This is a genomic window from Actinomycetospora sp. CA-101289, assembly GCF_050955895.1.
Lineage (GTDB): Bacteria > Actinomycetota > Actinomycetes > Mycobacteriales > Pseudonocardiaceae > Actinomycetospora.
The window spans coordinates 3,560,003-3,575,464 of sequence record NZ_CP192093.1 but is presented as its reverse complement, the minus strand read 5'-3'; the positions used below and the strand labels follow the sequence as shown (position 1 = coordinate 3,575,464).

10 protein-coding genes and 2 rRNA genes are annotated in these 15,462 nt (G+C 73.1%); all 12 read left to right on the top strand.

What is annotated here, in order from left to right; all coding sequences use genetic code 11:
• The first annotated feature begins 335 nt into the window (after positions 1–335).
• The 12 genes from ACQPX6_RS17795 to ACQPX6_RS17740 all read left to right on the top strand — a co-directional run bounded on the left by ACQPX6_RS17795 (position 336) and on the right by ACQPX6_RS17740 (position 15,456).
• Positions 336–3,460 (top strand): 23S ribosomal RNA (locus ACQPX6_RS17795).
• Positions 3,461–3,584: 124 nt separating this feature from the next.
• Positions 3,585–3,701 (top strand): 5S ribosomal RNA (gene rrf / locus ACQPX6_RS17790).
• 113 nt (positions 3,702–3,814) lie between these two features.
• A complete protein-coding gene (locus ACQPX6_RS17785; RefSeq protein ID WP_433781639.1) occupies positions 3,815–5,527 on the top strand; it encodes a hypothetical protein in 1,713 nt (570 codons plus the stop codon).
• On the top strand, positions 5,524–6,525 hold the full coding sequence (locus ACQPX6_RS17780) for an HAD-IIA family hydrolase (RefSeq protein WP_433781637.1): 1,002 nt from the start codon (positions 5,524–5,526) through the stop codon (positions 6,523–6,525). The genes ACQPX6_RS17785 and ACQPX6_RS17780 overlap by 4 nt, the downstream gene beginning before the upstream one ends.
• Before the next feature lie 69 nt (positions 6,526–6,594).
• Positions 6,595–6,792, top strand: coding sequence for a hypothetical protein (locus tag ACQPX6_RS17775; protein WP_433781636.1), 198 nt, complete (start codon positions 6,595–6,597; stop codon positions 6,790–6,792).
• Between the two features lie 5 nt (positions 6,793–6,797).
• Positions 6,798–7,637, top strand: coding sequence for a TlyA family RNA methyltransferase (locus tag ACQPX6_RS17770; RefSeq protein WP_433781635.1), 840 nt, complete (start codon positions 6,798–6,800; stop codon positions 7,635–7,637).
• Positions 7,638–7,774: 137 nt separating this feature from the next.
• Entirely contained in the window at positions 7,775–8,686 is a 912-nt protein-coding gene (locus ACQPX6_RS17765) for an NAD kinase (RefSeq protein WP_433788292.1), read from the top strand.
• Positions 8,687–8,788: 102 nt separating this feature from the next.
• Entirely contained in the window at positions 8,789–10,684 is a 1,896-nt protein-coding gene (recN, locus tag ACQPX6_RS17760) for a DNA repair protein RecN (RefSeq protein WP_433781634.1), read from the top strand.
• 95 nt (positions 10,685–10,779) lie between these two features.
• Positions 10,780–11,973 (top strand): putative cytokinetic ring protein SteA, encoded by a 1,194-nt coding sequence (gene steA, locus ACQPX6_RS17755; RefSeq protein ID WP_433781633.1) that lies wholly within the window; start codon positions 10,780–10,782, stop codon positions 11,971–11,973.
• Positions 11,973–12,887 carry a copper transporter gene (locus ACQPX6_RS17750; RefSeq protein WP_433781632.1) on the top strand — a complete coding sequence of 305 codons (915 nt, stop codon included), beginning with the start codon at positions 11,973–11,975 and terminating at the stop codon, positions 12,885–12,887. The genes steA and ACQPX6_RS17750 overlap by 1 nt, the downstream gene beginning before the upstream one ends.
• Before the next feature lie 131 nt (positions 12,888–13,018).
• A complete protein-coding gene (locus tag ACQPX6_RS17745) occupies positions 13,019–14,782 on the top strand; it encodes a CTP synthase (RefSeq protein WP_433781631.1) in 1,764 nt (587 codons plus the stop codon).
• Positions 14,779–15,456 (top strand): NUDIX domain-containing protein, encoded by a 678-nt coding sequence (locus ACQPX6_RS17740; protein ID WP_433781630.1) that lies wholly within the window; start codon positions 14,779–14,781, stop codon positions 15,454–15,456. Before ACQPX6_RS17745 ends, ACQPX6_RS17740 begins: the two co-directional genes overlap by 4 nt.
• Positions 15,457–15,462: the final 6 nt, after the last annotated feature.

Genomic DNA, 15,462 nt, shown 5'->3' with positions numbered 1-15,462 from the left:
GGGCCCCAGTACCTCCCCGTGCTCGCAGGTTCTGCCTGCGGTGCTCGAGGGATGGGAGGGGGTTGCTCGAGAAAAAGTGGAAACACCAGACAGTCCCGGCGCCGGCCCGTGTGTTCACGGGTGGGTGCGGGGCGGCACGCTGTTGGGTCCTGAGAGGACAACCGGGCTCCCGCTTGCGGGAGCTTTGTTGTGTTCTTCGGGGCGATCGTTCGTCTTGCATCATCGGTTGGTGGTGTTGGGTGGCGGTTCGTGTGGTCGTTGAGAATTGTACAGTGGACGCGAGCATCTTTTGTTTCTGTAGCGTGTTTGTGTCGTGATTTCTTGATGTGTGTGTTGGTCAAGTTGTCAAGGGCGCACGGTGGATGCCTGGGCATCAGGAGCCGATGAAGGACGTGGGAGGCCGCGATAGTCCTCGGGGAGCTGTCAACCGAGCGTTGATCCGAGGGTGTCCGAATGGGGTAACCCGGCACCCGTCATGGGGTGTCACCGCCGTCTGAATGTATAGGACGGTGGGAGGGAACGCGGGGAAGTGAAACATCTCAGTACCCGCAGGAAGAGAAAACAACAGTGATTCCGTGAGTAGTGGCGAGCGAAAGCGGAAGAGGCTAAACCCCGCCAGTGTGATAGCCGGCAGGCGTTGCTGGTGGGGTGTTGTGGGGTTCCGTGTATCAGGGCTGCCGCCCTGGTGCGGGTGTTCGTGGTGTTAGTCGAAGGCGTTGGGACGCGTCGGCGTAGAGGGTGAGACCCCCGTAGACGAAAACATCACGTTCATCTGTTGCGGTGTCCCCGAGTAGCAGCGAGCCCGTGGAATTCGCTGTGAATCTGCCGGGACCACCCGGTAAGCCTAAATACTCCCTGATGACCGATAGCGGACGAGTACCGTGAGGGAAAGGTGAAAAGTACCCCGGGAGGGGAGTGAAACAGTACCTGAAACCGTGCGCCTACAAGCCGTCAGAGCAAATGCCCACCTTGGTGGTGGGGTTGTGATGGCGTGCCTTTTGAAGAATGAGCCTGCGAGTTAGCGGTACGTGGCGAGGTTAACCCGTCGAGGGGTAGCCGTAGCGAAAGCGAGTCCGAACAGGGCGATCTGTAGTCGCGTGCTCTAGACCCGAAGCGGGGTGATCTACCCATGGCCAGGGTGAAGCGCCGGTAAGACGGCGTGGAGGCCCGAACCCACCAGGGTTGAAAACCTGGGGGATGAGCTGTGGGTAGGGGTGAAAGGCCAATCAAACTCCGTGATAGCTGGTTCTCCCCGAAATGCATTTAGGTGCAGCGTCGCGTGGTACTCACCGGAGGTAGAGCACTGGTTGGCCTAGGGGGCCTACAAGCTTACTGAAGTCAGCCAAACTCCGAATGCCGGTGAGCGTTGAGCGCGGCAGTGAGACGGCGGGCGATAAGGTTCGTCGTCGAGAGGGAAACAGCCCAGATCGCCGGCTAAGGCCCCTAAGCGTGCGCTAAGTGGGAAAGGATGTGGGATCGCCCAGACAACCAGGAGGTTGGCTTAGAAGCAGCCACCCTTGAAAGAGTGCGTAATAGCTCACTGGTCAAGTGGTCCTGCGCCGACAATGTAGCGGGGCTCAAGCGCACCGCCGAAGCCGCGGCAACACCACGTGAACACTGCTTGCCTGTAGTGGGCGTAGCTGGTGGTGGTGTTGGGTAGGGGAGCGTCATGCGGGCGGTGAAGCGGCGGAGTGATCCAGCCGTGGAGCCCGTGTGAGTGAGAATGCAGGCATGAGTAGCGATAGCAGAGTGAGAAACTCTGCCGCCGGATGACCAAGGGTTCCTGGGCCAGGTTTTTCCGCCCAGGGTGAGCCGGGACCTAAGGCGAGGCCGACAGGCGTAGTCGATGGACAACGGGTTGATATTCCCGTGCTCGTGTAGGCGCGTCCCTGGCGAATCCAGGTGTGCTAACCGCCCGAACCTGCAGGTCCCTTCGGGGACCGAACAGGGGAGCGCGGGAACCTGCCTGGTAGTAGCCAAGCGATGGGGTGACGCAGGAGGGTAGCTCCGCCAGCTAGTGGTAGTGCTGGTGCAAGCGTGTAGGCCGGTGCACAGGCAAATCCGTGCACCATGAGGCTGAGACGTGACGCATAGCCGGTTGCGGCGAAGCAGAGTGATCCCATGCTGCCGAGAAAAGCCTCTAGCGAGTTCCTACGCGACCCGTACCCCAAACCAACACAGGTGGTCAGGTAGAGAATACCGAGGCGTTCGAGCGAACTGTGGTCAAGGAATTCGGCAAAATGCCCCCGTAACTTCGGGAGAAGGGGGGCCCTGTTCCGTGAAACCCCTTGCGGGTTAGCGGGGTGGGGCCGCAGAGACCAGGGGGAAGCGACTGTTTACTAAAAACACAGGTCCGTGCGAAGTCGCAAGACGATGTATACGGACTGACGCCTGCCCGGTGCTGGAACGTTAAGGGGACCGGTTAGGGCGCAAGCCCGAAGCTGAGAACTTAAGCGCCAGTAAACGGCGGTGGTAACTATAACCATCCTAAGGTAGCGAAATTCCTTGTCGGGTAAGTTCCGACCTGCACGAATGGCGTAACGACTTCCCCGCTGTCTCGACCACAGACTCGGCGAAATTGCACTACGAGTAAAGATGCTCGTTACGCGCGGCAGGACGGAAAGACCCCGGGACCTTCACTACAGCTTGGTATTGGTGCTCGGTTCGGCTTGTGTAGGATAGGTGGGAGACTGTGAAGCCCGCACGCCAGTGCGGGTGGAGTCAACGTTGAAATACCACTCTGGTCGAATTGGGCATCTAACCTCGGGCCATGATCTGGTCCAGGAACAGTGCCTGGTGGGTAGTTTAACTGGGGCGGTTGCCTCCCAAAGGGTAACGGAGGCGCCCAAAGGTTCCCTCAGCCTGGTCGGCAACCAGGTGTTGAGTGCAAGTGCACAAGGGAGCTTGACTGTGAGACCGACGGGTCGAGCAGGGACGAAAGTCGGGACTAGTGATCCGGCACCTCCTGGTGGAAGGGGTGTCGCTCAACGGATAAAAGGTACCCCGGGGATAACAGGCTGATCTTGCCCAAGAGTCCATATCGACGGCATGGTTTGGCACCTCGATGTCGGCTCGTCGCATCCTGGGGCTGGAGTAGGTCCCAAGGGTTGGGCTGTTCGCCCATTAAAGCGGTACGCGAGCTGGGTTTAGAACGTCGTGAGACAGTTCGGTCCCTATCCGCCGCGCGCGCAGGAGACTTGAGGAAGGCTGTCCCTAGTACGAGAGGACCGGGACGGACGAACCTCTGGTGTGCCAGTTGTCCCGCCAGGGGCACGGCTGGTTGGCTACGTTCGGGAGGGATAACCGCTGAAGGCATCTAAGCGGGAAGCCTGTTCCAAGATGAGGTCTCCCACCCTTCGAGGGTTAAGGCCCCCACCAGACCAGTGGGTTGATAGGCCAGACATGTAATCGCCGCAAGGCGTTCAGTGGACTGGTACTAATAGGCCGAGGACTTGCCCACACACCCATCAAGGGTCACGAGCAAACCTTCGAAAGCGCTGCGTAACAACAATACTCGCGTCCACTGTGCATATCCCAGCGACCACACACCCCACCCCACACTCGTTGTGGGGGTGGTGGGGTGTTCCGGTGGTCACAGCGGAGGGGAAACGCCCGGACCCATCCCGAACCCGGAAGCTAAGCCCTCCAGCGCCGATGGTACTGCGACCGACAGGTCGTGGGAGAGTAGGACACCGCCGGAACACCCGACCACCCCCGCCACGTGGGTGGGACCATGTACATCGAGCACGACCCACGACGGGCAGGACTCCGGTAGGAGCCCTGCCCTTTCGTGTGTCTCCAGGAGGCCCGCCCCATGTCGTCGGATCCGTCGGACGCCGCCGGCTCTCGCAGGGCCGGTGACGGCGGCCGCGGTGGCGGCACCGCCGGCTCGTCGCGTCCCGACCAGCAGGGCGGACGCGGGCGAGGTGGCGCCCCCCGCGGCGGTGACGCCCGCTCCCGCGGCGGCGAGCGCCCCGCGCGCGGTGATGGTGGCGCCCGCGGGCGCGGTGACGCCCCCACCGGTCGTGGTGACCGTCCCCGGGGCGGTGCCGACCGTCGGGGCGACGACCGCCAGGACCCCCGTGGCGCAGGCCCCCGACGGAACGACCAGGGTCGTGGAGACGACGCCGGCCGCGGCGGCCCGCGGCGCGGCCCGGGAGCTCCCGGTGGCCGGCCGTCGGGCGGGCAGGACCGCGGGCGGCCCCCGCGTGACGGTGCCCCCCGGGGCGGGCAGGCCGGGCGCCCCGACACCCGCGGCCGCACGGACGACCGCACCGGTGAGGGCCCCCGCCGCGGCTCGTGGCAGGACCGGTCCGGCGACCGGCCGCGCGGCGACCGGGACGACCGGCCGCGCAGCGACGCCCGCAACGACCGCTTCCGGGGCGAGGACCGGGCCGCCGAGGGTGGACCCGGCGCCGGCCGCACCGACGACGACCGTCCGCGCGGTCGCGGTGAGCGGGACCAGCGGGATCGACCCCGCGACGACAAGCCCCGCGGCGGCCGGCCGCAGAGTGATCGCCCGCGCGACGACCGGCCGCGCACCGACCGGCCCCGTGACGACAAGCCCCGCAGCGACCGCCCGCGGGACGACCGGCCCCGGGACGACCGGCCGCGTCGCGACGGGCCTCGACAGGACCGCCCGGCCGACCGTCGTCGCGACGATCGCCCGGCGCGCGCGTCGGGATCCGGTGAGGCGAGGTCCGGCGAGCGCCGCGGGCTCAGCGACGACGAGAAGGCGCGCAAGCGCGAGCTGCACACCGACCGCCCCGTCGAGCGCCACCAGGACACGGCGCCGCGCCCGGTCGCGCCGCCGCTGCCCGACGACGTGACCCCCGACCTCCTCGACCCCGAGGCCCGCCGCGACCTGCGCGGGCTGCCCAAGGACCTGGCGGACCTCGTGGCGCGGCACCTCGTCGCGGTCGGCGAGCTCGTCGACGACGAGCCGGAGGCGGCGCTCGAGCACGCGCGGTTCGCCCGTCACAAGGCCAGCCGGGTGGCGATCGTCCGCGAGGCCTCGGGGCTCGCCGCGTACCACGCCGGCGAGTGGGCCGAGGCGCTCTCCGAGCTGCGCGCCAGCCGCCGGATGGGCGGCGACGGGCACCTCCCCGTGATGGCCGACGCGGAGCGCGCGCTGGGCCGTCCGGAGCGGGCTCTCGAGCTCTCGCGCAGCCCCGAGGCCCGCGACCTCGAGGCCGAGGACGCCGTCGAGCTGCTGATCGTCGTGTCCGGGGCCCGGCGCGACCTCGGCGAGGTCGACGCCGCCGTCGTCGGGCTGCAGGTCCCCGAGCTCGACGCGTCGCGCGACGACCCGTGGGTGCCGCGGCTGTTCTACGCGTACGGCGAGGCCCTCCAGGCCGCCGGGCGCACCGACGACGCCGTGCGCGCGTTCCTCGAGGCCGCGCGCCTCGACGTCGAGGGCGAGACCGACGCCGAGGAGCGCGCGATCATGCTCGGCGTCGGCGACCCGGGCGCGGTGGACACCGGCGAGGACGCCGACGAGGACGCGCCGGCCGGGACACGCGGGTGAGCGGCTACGACGCGCTGCTCGTCGACCTCGACGGCACGGTCTACAAGGGCCCGTCGGCCATCGACGGCGCCGTGGAGAGCCTCGAGGCCGCGCGGGCCACGGCGACGATCTCCTACGTCACCAACAACGCCTCGCGCGGACCGGACGAGGTCGCCGGCCACCTGCGGGAGCTCGGCCTGACCCTCGAGACCGAGGACGTCGTCACCAGCGCGCAGGCGGGCGCGGCGGTGCTCGGTGAGCAGTGCGAGCCGGGCGCCAAGGTGCTCGTCGTCGGCACCGAGGCGCTGTGCGAGGAGATCCGCCTCGTCGGGCTGGAGCCCGTGCGCTCCGACGAGGACGACCCGATCGCGGTGGTGCAGGGGCACTCGCCCGAGACCGGCTGGCCGATCCTCGCCGAGGCGACGCTGGCGCTGCGGCGCGGCGTGATCTGGGTGGCCTGCAACGTCGACCCGACCCTGCCCCACGAGCGGGGCATGATGCTCGGCAACGGATCTCTGGTCGCCGCGCTCGAGCTGGCCAGCGGCCGCGAGCCCCAGGTGGCGGGCAAGCCGGCCGCCCCCCTGCTGCAGCAGGCGATCGAGCGGGCGGGAGCACAGCACCCGCTGATCATCGGCGACCGTCTCGACACCGACATCGCGGGCGCCCACGCCGTCGACACCGACAGCCTGCTCGTCCTCACCGGCGTCTCGACGGCCGCGGACCTGCTCGTCGCGCCCCCCGAGTACCGGCCGACCTTCCTGGGCGCGGACCTCCGGGTGCTCGACGGCGACCTCGAGGCCACGCGCGTCGTCGACGGCGGGCCCGCCGGATGGCGGGCGGACCGCGACGGCGACACGCTCGTCCTGCACAGCGAGGACGGGGCCGGCGACGACGACGTCGCAGCGCTGCGGGCCCTGTGCCGGGCGGCCTGGGACGGGGCCGGCGATCACGACGGCGTGCGGGGCGACGACGACCGCGCCGAGAAGGTGATCACCACGCTCGGCCTCCGCGAGGGCTGACGCGTTAGCGTGGGGGCCGGACGGCCACCGGGACCGGCCGCCGTGGACCGACGTCGGGAGGCGCTCGCCATGACCGTGCCCGGCCCCCCGCGCCCCGGACCCCCCGGGGCACCGGCGCTCGACGAGCTGCGCGCCGCCGCCGCCGCGCTCCCCGAGCCGACGGAGGGGGACACAGACGGCGACATCGACGCCGCCGACCACGCCGCCCGCTTCGAGGCCGTGCACGACGCGCTGGTCGCGGTGCTGGCCGACGTGGACGGGACCTGAGCACCGTGGCCCGGTCGACCGCGCGCCGGCTGCGCCTCGACGCCGAGCTGGTGCGGCGCGGGCTCGCGCGCTCGCGGGAGCACGCGGCAGGCCTCATCGCCGGCCGGCGGGTCACGGTGGGCGGCACGGTGGCCACCAAGCCCGCGACCGCCGTCGAGACCGCCGCCGCGCTGGTGGTGCGCGACGACGTCGACGACCCGGGCTGGGCGTCGCGCGGCGCGAGCAAGCTGCTGGGCGCGCTCGAGGCGTTCGGCCCGCAGGGGCTGGCCGTCGAGGGGCGACGCTGCCTCGACGCCGGCGCGTCCACCGGCGGCTTCACCGACGTGCTGCTGCGCCGCGGGGCGCGCGAGGTCGTCGCCGTCGACGTCGGCTACGGGCAGCTGGTGTGGGCGCTGCAGACCGACCCGCGGGTGGCGGTGCACGACCGCGTCAACGTGCGGTCGCTGACGCCGGCCGACATCGGCGGGCCGGTCGACCTGGTGGTCGCCGACCTGTCGTTCATCTCGCTGGCCCTGGTGCTCGACGCGCTGGTGGCGTGCACGGCGCCGGGCGGGGACCTGGTGCCGATGGTCAAGCCGCAGTTCGAGGTGGGGCGCGAGCGCCTGGGCAGCGGCGGGGTCGTCCGCGACCCGGAGCAGCGCGCGGCCACCGTGCTCGACGTCGTCGCGGCCGCCCGCGCGCGCGGGCTGGCGCTGCGCGACGTCGTCGCGAGCCCGCTGCCGGGGCCGTCGGGCAACGTGGAGTACTTCTGCTGGCTGCGCCGCGCCGACGGCGGGCCGGAGAGCACGGACAGCACCGATGACGAGGCGCTCGTGCGGCGGGCCGTGGAACGGGGACCGGCGTGAGCGATGACAGGAGGGCCTCGGTGACCGGGCCCGGGTCCGACGTGCGGGGCAACGGGGTCGCCCCGCCGCAGGCGGGGGAGCACAGCGTGGACTCGGTGGAGACGCACCCGGGCGCCGGCGACCACACGGGCGACGGCATCACGCGCGACGCCCTGCTCGTGGTGCACACCGGTCGCGAGGCCACCCGGCGCGTGGCGGTCCAGGCCGCGCGGCGCCTGGCCGAGGCGGGGTTCGCGCTGCGGGTGCTGCCCGACGAGTACTCCACCGACGAGGGCCTGTTCGACGAGCTGCCCCCCGAGCTGTGCCCGCAGACGGTGGAGGCCGACTCCGACGCCGCGCTGGGCATGGAGATCGTCATGGTGCTCGGGGGCGACGGGACGCTGCTGCGCGCGGCCGAGCTCGCGCGCCACGCCCGGGTGCCGATGCTCGGGATCAACCTCGGCCGCGTCGGCTTCCTCGCCGAGGCCGACATCGACGACCTCGACGAGGTCCTCGACGCGGTGGTGAACAAGACCTACCGCGTCGAGGAGCGCATGACCGTCGACGTCTCCGCGCACCAGAACGGCACCGAGCTGGGCCGGACGTGGGCGCTCAACGAGGCGATCGTCGAGAAGATGAACTGGGCGCGCCTGCTCGACATCGTGCTCGAGGTCGACGGCCGCCCGGTGTCGGAGTTCGCGTGCGACGGCGTGCTGTGCGCGACGCCCACCGGGTCGACGGCCTACGCGTTCTCCGCCGGCGGGCCGGTGGTGTGGCCCGAGGTGCAGGCGATGCTGCTGGTGCCGAGCAACGCCCACGCGCTCTTCGCCCGCCCCCTGGTGATCTCGCCGGAGTCGCGGGTGGCGCTCGAGGTGTCCGACAGCGGCGATGCCGGCGTGCTCGTGTGCGACGGGCGCCGCACCATCGAGCTGCCGCCGGGCTCGCGGGTCGAGGTGGTGCGCGGACGCAACCCCGTGCTGCTCGCGCGCCTGCGCGTCCAGCCGTTCACCGACCGGCTCGTCCGCAAGTTCGGGCTACCCGTGCAGGGGTGGCGCGGCCGCCGGCGGTGATCGTCCCGCTGACCGCGTCGCGGTGACCGTTCGACCACCTGTTCGAACCGGGTCGGCGTGTTCGGCCCCGGGGTGTCGGGGGGCGTGGCTATCGTGAGGCCCGTGCTCAGCGAGCTGAGGATCCAGGGCCTCGGAGTCATCGAGGACGCGACCCTCGACCTGCACCCGGGACTCACGGTGGTCACCGGGGAGACCGGCGCGGGCAAGACGATGGTGGTCACGGGGCTGCACCTGCTCGGGGGCGGGCGGGCCGACTCGTCGCGCGTGCGCCGCGGCGCCGGGCGGGCCACCGTCGAGGGGCGGTTCTTGCTGCCCGGCAGCCCCGACGCGCCCGACGACGACGCGGACGCCGAGGAGCGCTCGGCCCTGCGCCTGGCCGCCGACGCCGGCGCCGCGCTGGACGACGACGGCAGCCTGATCGCCGCGCGCACGGTCTCGGCCGACGGCCGCTCGCGGGCGCACCTGGGCGGGCGCTCGGTGCCCATGGCTGTGCTGGGCGACGTCACCGACGCCGCGCTCGCGGTGCACGGCCAGCACGAGGCGCTGCGCCTGCTGCGCGCGTCCGAGCAGCGCGCGGTGCTCGATCGGTTCGCGGGCGCCGCGGTGGCCGAGCCCCTGGCCGCCTACCGGCGCACGCGCACGGCCTGGCGGCGCGCCGTCGCCGAGCTGGCCCGGCGCCGCGACCAGGCGCGCGAGCTCACCCGCGAGGCGGACATGCTGCGCCACGGCCTCGGCGAGATCGAGGGCGTGGCCCCGCAGCCGGGCGAGGACGCCGCCCTGGTCGCCGAGGCGCGCCGGCTGGCCGACGCCGACGACCTCCGGGCCGCGGCCACGGGCGCGCTCACCGCGCTCGCGGGCCCGCCCGAGGGCACGGGGGAGGAGCCCGACGCGGTCGCGCTCCTCGGCGAGGCACGGCGACGGCTGCAGGGCGGCGACGACCCGGTGCTCGCCGGCCTCGACCCGCGGCTGGCCGAGGCGGCGGCGCTGATCGGCGACGCCGCCGCCGAGCTCACCGACTACCTCGAGCGCCTCGAGGCCGACCCGCAGCGCCTCGAGCACGTGCTCGCCCGCCAGGCCGAGCTCAAGAGCCTCACCCGCAAGTACGCCGCCGACGTCGAGGGCGTGCTGGCCTGGGCCGACAGCGCGCGCGAGCGCCTGGCCGGCCTCGACACCTCGGACGAGGCCCTGGCCGGGCTGGCCGCGGAGGCCGAGGCGCTCGCGGGCGAGCTCGCCGGCCACGCCGCGGCGGTGTCGGCCGCGCGGCGCGAGGCCGCGGAGCGGTTCGGGGCGGCGGTGTCCGCTGAGCTCGACGGCCTCGCCATGGGCGCGGCGTCGGTGCAGCTCGCGGTGGGCACCAAGGAGGCCGCGCCCGGGGCGTCCGACGCGCTGGAGGTCGACGGCCGGCACGTGGTGGCGGGCCCCGACGGCGTCGACGACGTCGAGCTGCTGCTCACCCCGCACGCCGGCGCCCCCGCGCTGGCGGTGCACAAGGGCGCCTCGGGCGGCGAGCTCTCGCGGGTGATGCTGGCCGTCGAGGTGGTCCTCGCCGGTGCCGACACCACGCCGACGCTGGTGTTCGACGAGGTCGACGCCGGGGTCGGCGGGCGCGCCGCGGTGGAGGTGGGGCGCCGGCTCGCGCGCCTGGCCGCGACGCACCAGGTCGTGGTGGTCACCCACCTCGCGCAGGTGGCGGCGTACGCCGACCGGCACCTGGTGGTCGACAAGGGCGGGCTGCAGGCGGTCGACGGGGGAGTCGGCACCGACGGGGTCACGCGCAGTGCCGTGCGCACGCTGGGCGACGACGAGCGGGTCGTCGAGCTCGCGCGGATGCTCGCGGGCACCGAGGAGACCGAGACCGGGCGCGCGCACGCGGAGGAGCTGCTGGGCGCGGCCGCCGCCGATCGCGCGGCTGGGGGCGCCGAGGACGGGCCCACCCCGATCACCCGGGGTGCGGCCACGCGGCGTAACGGATCCCGCCGGGGTCGCCGAGCTGGGTGACCGCTGCGCGCCCGTGCGGCGCGTCGGCCCCGCCACGCCCGCCCGTCCGGCGACGATCGGGGCATGGGTCGTGGCACGGGTGCGGGGTGGCGGGCATGAAGTGGCCACGAGGGCGCACGAAGGAGGCGCCGGCCGGCGTCGTCGGCACGGCGCGCCTCGGGGGACGCTCGGGCGGGGCGGTGTCCCCGGAGCTGCTGCGCCGCGTCGGCCGCGGTGACGTGGCGGTGATCGACCAGGTCGACCTCGACCGCTCGACCGCCCACGCGCTCGTCGACGCCGGCGTCGCCGGGGTCGTCAACGTGTCGCCGTCGATCTCGGGGCGCTACCCGAACCTCGGCCCGGAGATCCTCACCGACGCCGGCATCGCGCTGCTCGACGACGTCGGCGAGGGCGTGCTGCGCCGCGTGCGCGACGGCGCGGCGATCCGCCTGTACGACGGCGGGGTCTTCGTCGGCGAGGACGAGGTCGCCCGCGGGTTCTCGCAGACCGCCGAGACGGTCGCCGACCAGCTCGCCGAGGCCCGCTCGGGGCTGGCGTCGCAGCTGGAGGCGTTCTCGGCGAACACCACCGAGTTCATGCACCGCGAGCGGGCGATGCTGCTCGACGGCGTCGGCGTCCCGGGGCTGGAGACCGCGCTGCACGGGCGGACCGTGCTGGTCGTCGCGCCGGGCCACGACCGCGTGGCCGAGCTGCGGCGCCTGCGGCACTTCATCCGCGAGGAGCGTCCGGTGCTCGTCGGCGTCGGCAGCGGGGCCGAGGCCCTGCGCGAGGCCGGGCACACGCCGGCGGTGCTCGTCGGGACCGCGCTGGAGATCGACCCGGAGCTCGCGCGCAAGGCCGTCGACGTCGTCATCCCGGCCGACCTCGACGGGCACATCACCGGCCTCGCGCGGCTGCAGGACGCGGGCGTCGACCCGGTCGGCTTCCCGTCGTCGGCGAACCCCGAGGACATGGCGCTGCTGCTGGCCCACCGCCACGGCGCGTCGCTCGTGGTCGCGTGCGGCTTCGACGCCACCCTGACCGGCTTCCTCGACCGCGGGCGGACGGGCAGCAACCCGTCCACCGTGCTCACCCGCCTGCGCCTGGGTCCGACGCTGGTGGACGGCGCGGCCGTCGCGGCCCTGCACCGCCACCGCGTCACCACCGGGGCGGTGCTGCTCCTGCTGCTGGCCGTGGTCGCGGTCGGCGCGGCGGCGCTGCTGGCCAGCGGGGCCGCCGAGGCGATCGTGCTGCTCGTGCGCGAGGGATGGGCCGCGGTGCTGGCCGCGTTCGCGGGGGTGGGGACCTGATGTCGCTGCGGTACCACGTCGTGTCGATCGCGGCGGTGCTGCTCGCGCTCGCCCTGGGGGTCGTCCTCGGGGCGTCGGCGCTGTCCGGGCGCGTGCTCGGGGCGCTGACCTCCGACCGTGACCAGCTCGCCGGGCAGGTCGTCGCGGTGCGCGGGGAGCGCGACGCCGCCGAGGCCCGTCTGCGGGCCACCGAGGGGCTCGTCGCCGCGGGCGCCCCGTCCACCGTCGCCGGTGTGCTCCCGGGCCGTGGCGTCGCCGTGCTCGCCGCGCCGGACGCCGACCCCGCCGACGTCGACGCCGTCGCCGGCCTCGTCGAGTCCGCCGGCGGGCGGGTGACGGGACGGCTGGCCCTCACCGATGCCGCCCTGGCCCCCGACCAGGCCGAGGCGCTGCGGGCGCTGGTGCCGCGGCTGCTGCCCGCGGGCGCGCAGCTGCCCAGCACCACCGACACCGGCTCGCTCACCGGCTCGCTGCTCGGCTCGCTGCTCGTCGCCCGCCCCGGCGGCGCCGGCGAGCAGGCCACCGGCACCGAGGCGACGACGGCCCTGCGTGCGCTGGCCGACGGCGGCTTCCTGCGGGTCCCCGACGCCCTCGACCCGGCGCCGGCCGAGCTCGCCCTCGTCGTCACCGGCGGGCGTGCGGACCCGCCGCGCGACGCCACGCTCACCCGCCTCGCGGGCGAGATGGACCGCGTCGGGGCGGGCGCGGTGATCGCGGGCCGCACCGGCTCGGGCGCCGTGTCCGCCGTGCGCGCCGACCCGGCCCTGCGCAGCGGCCTGTCCACCGTCGACGCCCTCGAGGGCCCGGCGTCGCGCGTCGCCACCGTGCTGGCGCTGCGCGAGCAGGCCGACGGGCGCGCCGGCGTCTACGGACCGCAGGCGGGGACGTTCACCCCGCAGCCGGCCGTCGGCTGACGGAACCCTGACGGGACCACCGACCCGCCCGGGCGTGGTGGCGACACGGTGTTACCGTGAAGCCCCGTGGATCGCGGAGAGTCCGACCGCTACATCGCCCGAACGGCCCTCTCGTACGCGCCGGGGGTCTGATGCATCCGGCGCGCACCACCAAGCACGTCTTCGTCACCGGCGGCGTCGCCTCCTCGCTCGGCAAGGGGCTGACCGCGTCGAGCCTGGGTCAGTTGCTCACCGCGCGCGGCCTGCGGGTCACGATGCAGAAGCTCGACCCCTACCTCAACGTCGACCCCGGGACGATGAACCCGTTCCAGCACGGCGAGGTCTTCGTGACCGAGGACGGGGCCGAGACCGACCTCGACATCGGGCACTACGAGCGCTTCCTCGACCGCGACCTCTCGGCGCGGGCGAACGTCACCACCGGCCAGGTGTACTCGACGGTGATCGCCAAGGAGCGGCGCGGCGAGTACCTCGGCGACACCGTGCAGGTCATCCCGCACATCACCGACGAGATCAAGGCCCGGGTGCTGGCCATGCGCACGGGCACCGGGGACGACCCCGCGCCCGACGTCGTCGTCACCGAGGTCGGCGGCACGGTCGGCGACATCGAGTCGCTGCCGTTCCTCGAGGCCGCGCGGCAGCTGCGCCACGAGGTCGGCCGAGACAACTGCTTCTTCCTGCACGTGTCGCTGGTGCCGTTCCTGGCGCCGTCGGGGGAGCTGAAGACCAAGCCGACGCAGCACTCGGTGGCCGCGCTGCGCAACATCGGCATCCAGCCCGACGGGCTCGTGCTGCGCGCCGACCGGGACATCCCCGACGACATGACGCGCAAGATCAGCCTGATGTGCGACGTCGAGGAGGACGGCGTCGTCGCCTGCCCCGACGCCCGCTCGATCTACGACATCCCCAAGGTGCTGCACGGCGAGGGCCTCGACGCCTACGTGGTGCGCCGGCTGGGCCTGCCGTTCCGCGACGTCGACTGGACGGTGTGGGGCGACCTGCTCGACCGCGTCCACCACCCCAAGGAGACGGTCGAGGTCGCGATCGTCGGCAAGTACGTCGACCTCCCCGACGCCTACCTCTCGGTCACCGAGGCGCTGCGCGCCGGCGGGTTCGCCCACCGCGCGCGGGTCGCGATCCGGTGGGTGGCCTCCGACGAGTGCGAGACGCCGGCGGGGGCGGCCGCGGCGCTCAAGGGCGTCGACGGCGTGCTGGTGCCCGGCGGCTTCGGTATCCGCGGCATCGAGGGCAAGCTCGGGGCGCTCGCGCACGCCCACCGCTACGGCATCCCCGCGCTGGGGCTGTGCCTGGGGCTGCAGTGCATGGTGATCCACGCGGCGCGGGAGATGGCGGGCCTCGAGGGCGCGAACTCCGCGGAGTTCGACGAGACCACCCCGCACCCGGTGATCTCCACGATGGCCGACCAGCACGACGTCGTCGCCGGCGAGCGGGACATGGGCGGCACGATGCGGCTGGGCTCGTGGCCGGCGACGCTGGCGCCCGAGACGATCACGCGGGCCGCCTACGGCACGGGGCGGGTCACCGAGCGCCACCGCCACCGCTACGAGGTCAACAACGCCTACCGGGAGCGGCTGGCCGACGCCGGGCTGGTGTTCTCGGGGACCTCGCCGGACGGGACGCTCGTCGAGTTCGTCGAGCTGCGCCGCGACGAGCACCCGTTCTTCGTCGGCACCCAGGCCCACCCGGAGCTCAAGAGCCGCCCGACCCGGGCGCACCCGCTGTTCCGGGCGTTCGTCGCCGCGGCCCTGCGGCACCTGACGTCCGGGCGGCTGGACCTCGGGGACACCCGGGACGTGCCCGACGGCGCCGACACCGACGGCGGCACCGCGCGGGCCGACGGCGTCGACATCCCGGCCGCCGAGCCGGTGTCGACGTGACGGCCCCGCGCACGCCCGAGAGCCTCGCGGACCCCCACGGCGGGCACCCGCCCCACGACTTCACCGTCGAGGACTCCGAGATCCTCTACGACGGCGCGATCTTCGCCCTGCGCCGCGACCACGTGCGGATGCCGGGCGGGCGGGTCGCCCAGCGCGAGAAGGTCGAGCACTTCGGCGCCGTCGCGATCGCGGCGCTCGACGAGGACGACCGGCTGGTGATGATCTACCAGTACCGGCCGGCCCTGGGCCGGCGCATCTGGGAGATGCCGGCGGGCCTGCTCGACGACCGGACCGAGGAGCCCGTCGTCGCGGCGCAGCGCGAGCTCGTCGAGGAGGTCGGGATCGAGGCCGACGAGTGGTCGACGCTGGTCGACATCGTCGGGTGCCCGGGGTTCGCCGACGAGTCGGTGCGCGTCTTCCTCGCGCGCGGACTGCGGTCGGTGGACCGCCCGGCCGGGGGCGACGACGAGGAGGCGGACCTCGTGATCCGCCGCGTGCCGCTCGACGACCTCGTGATGGGCGCGATGTCCGGGGCCCTGGTCAACGGCCCGTGCGTGGCGGGGGTGTTCGCCGCGGCGGCGGTGCGCGACGGGAAGTACGCCCCGCGGCCGGTCGACGCGCCGTGGGACCACAAGCCGAGCGAGTTCGCGGAGCGCCGGGCCGCGCAGGACTGACGGCGT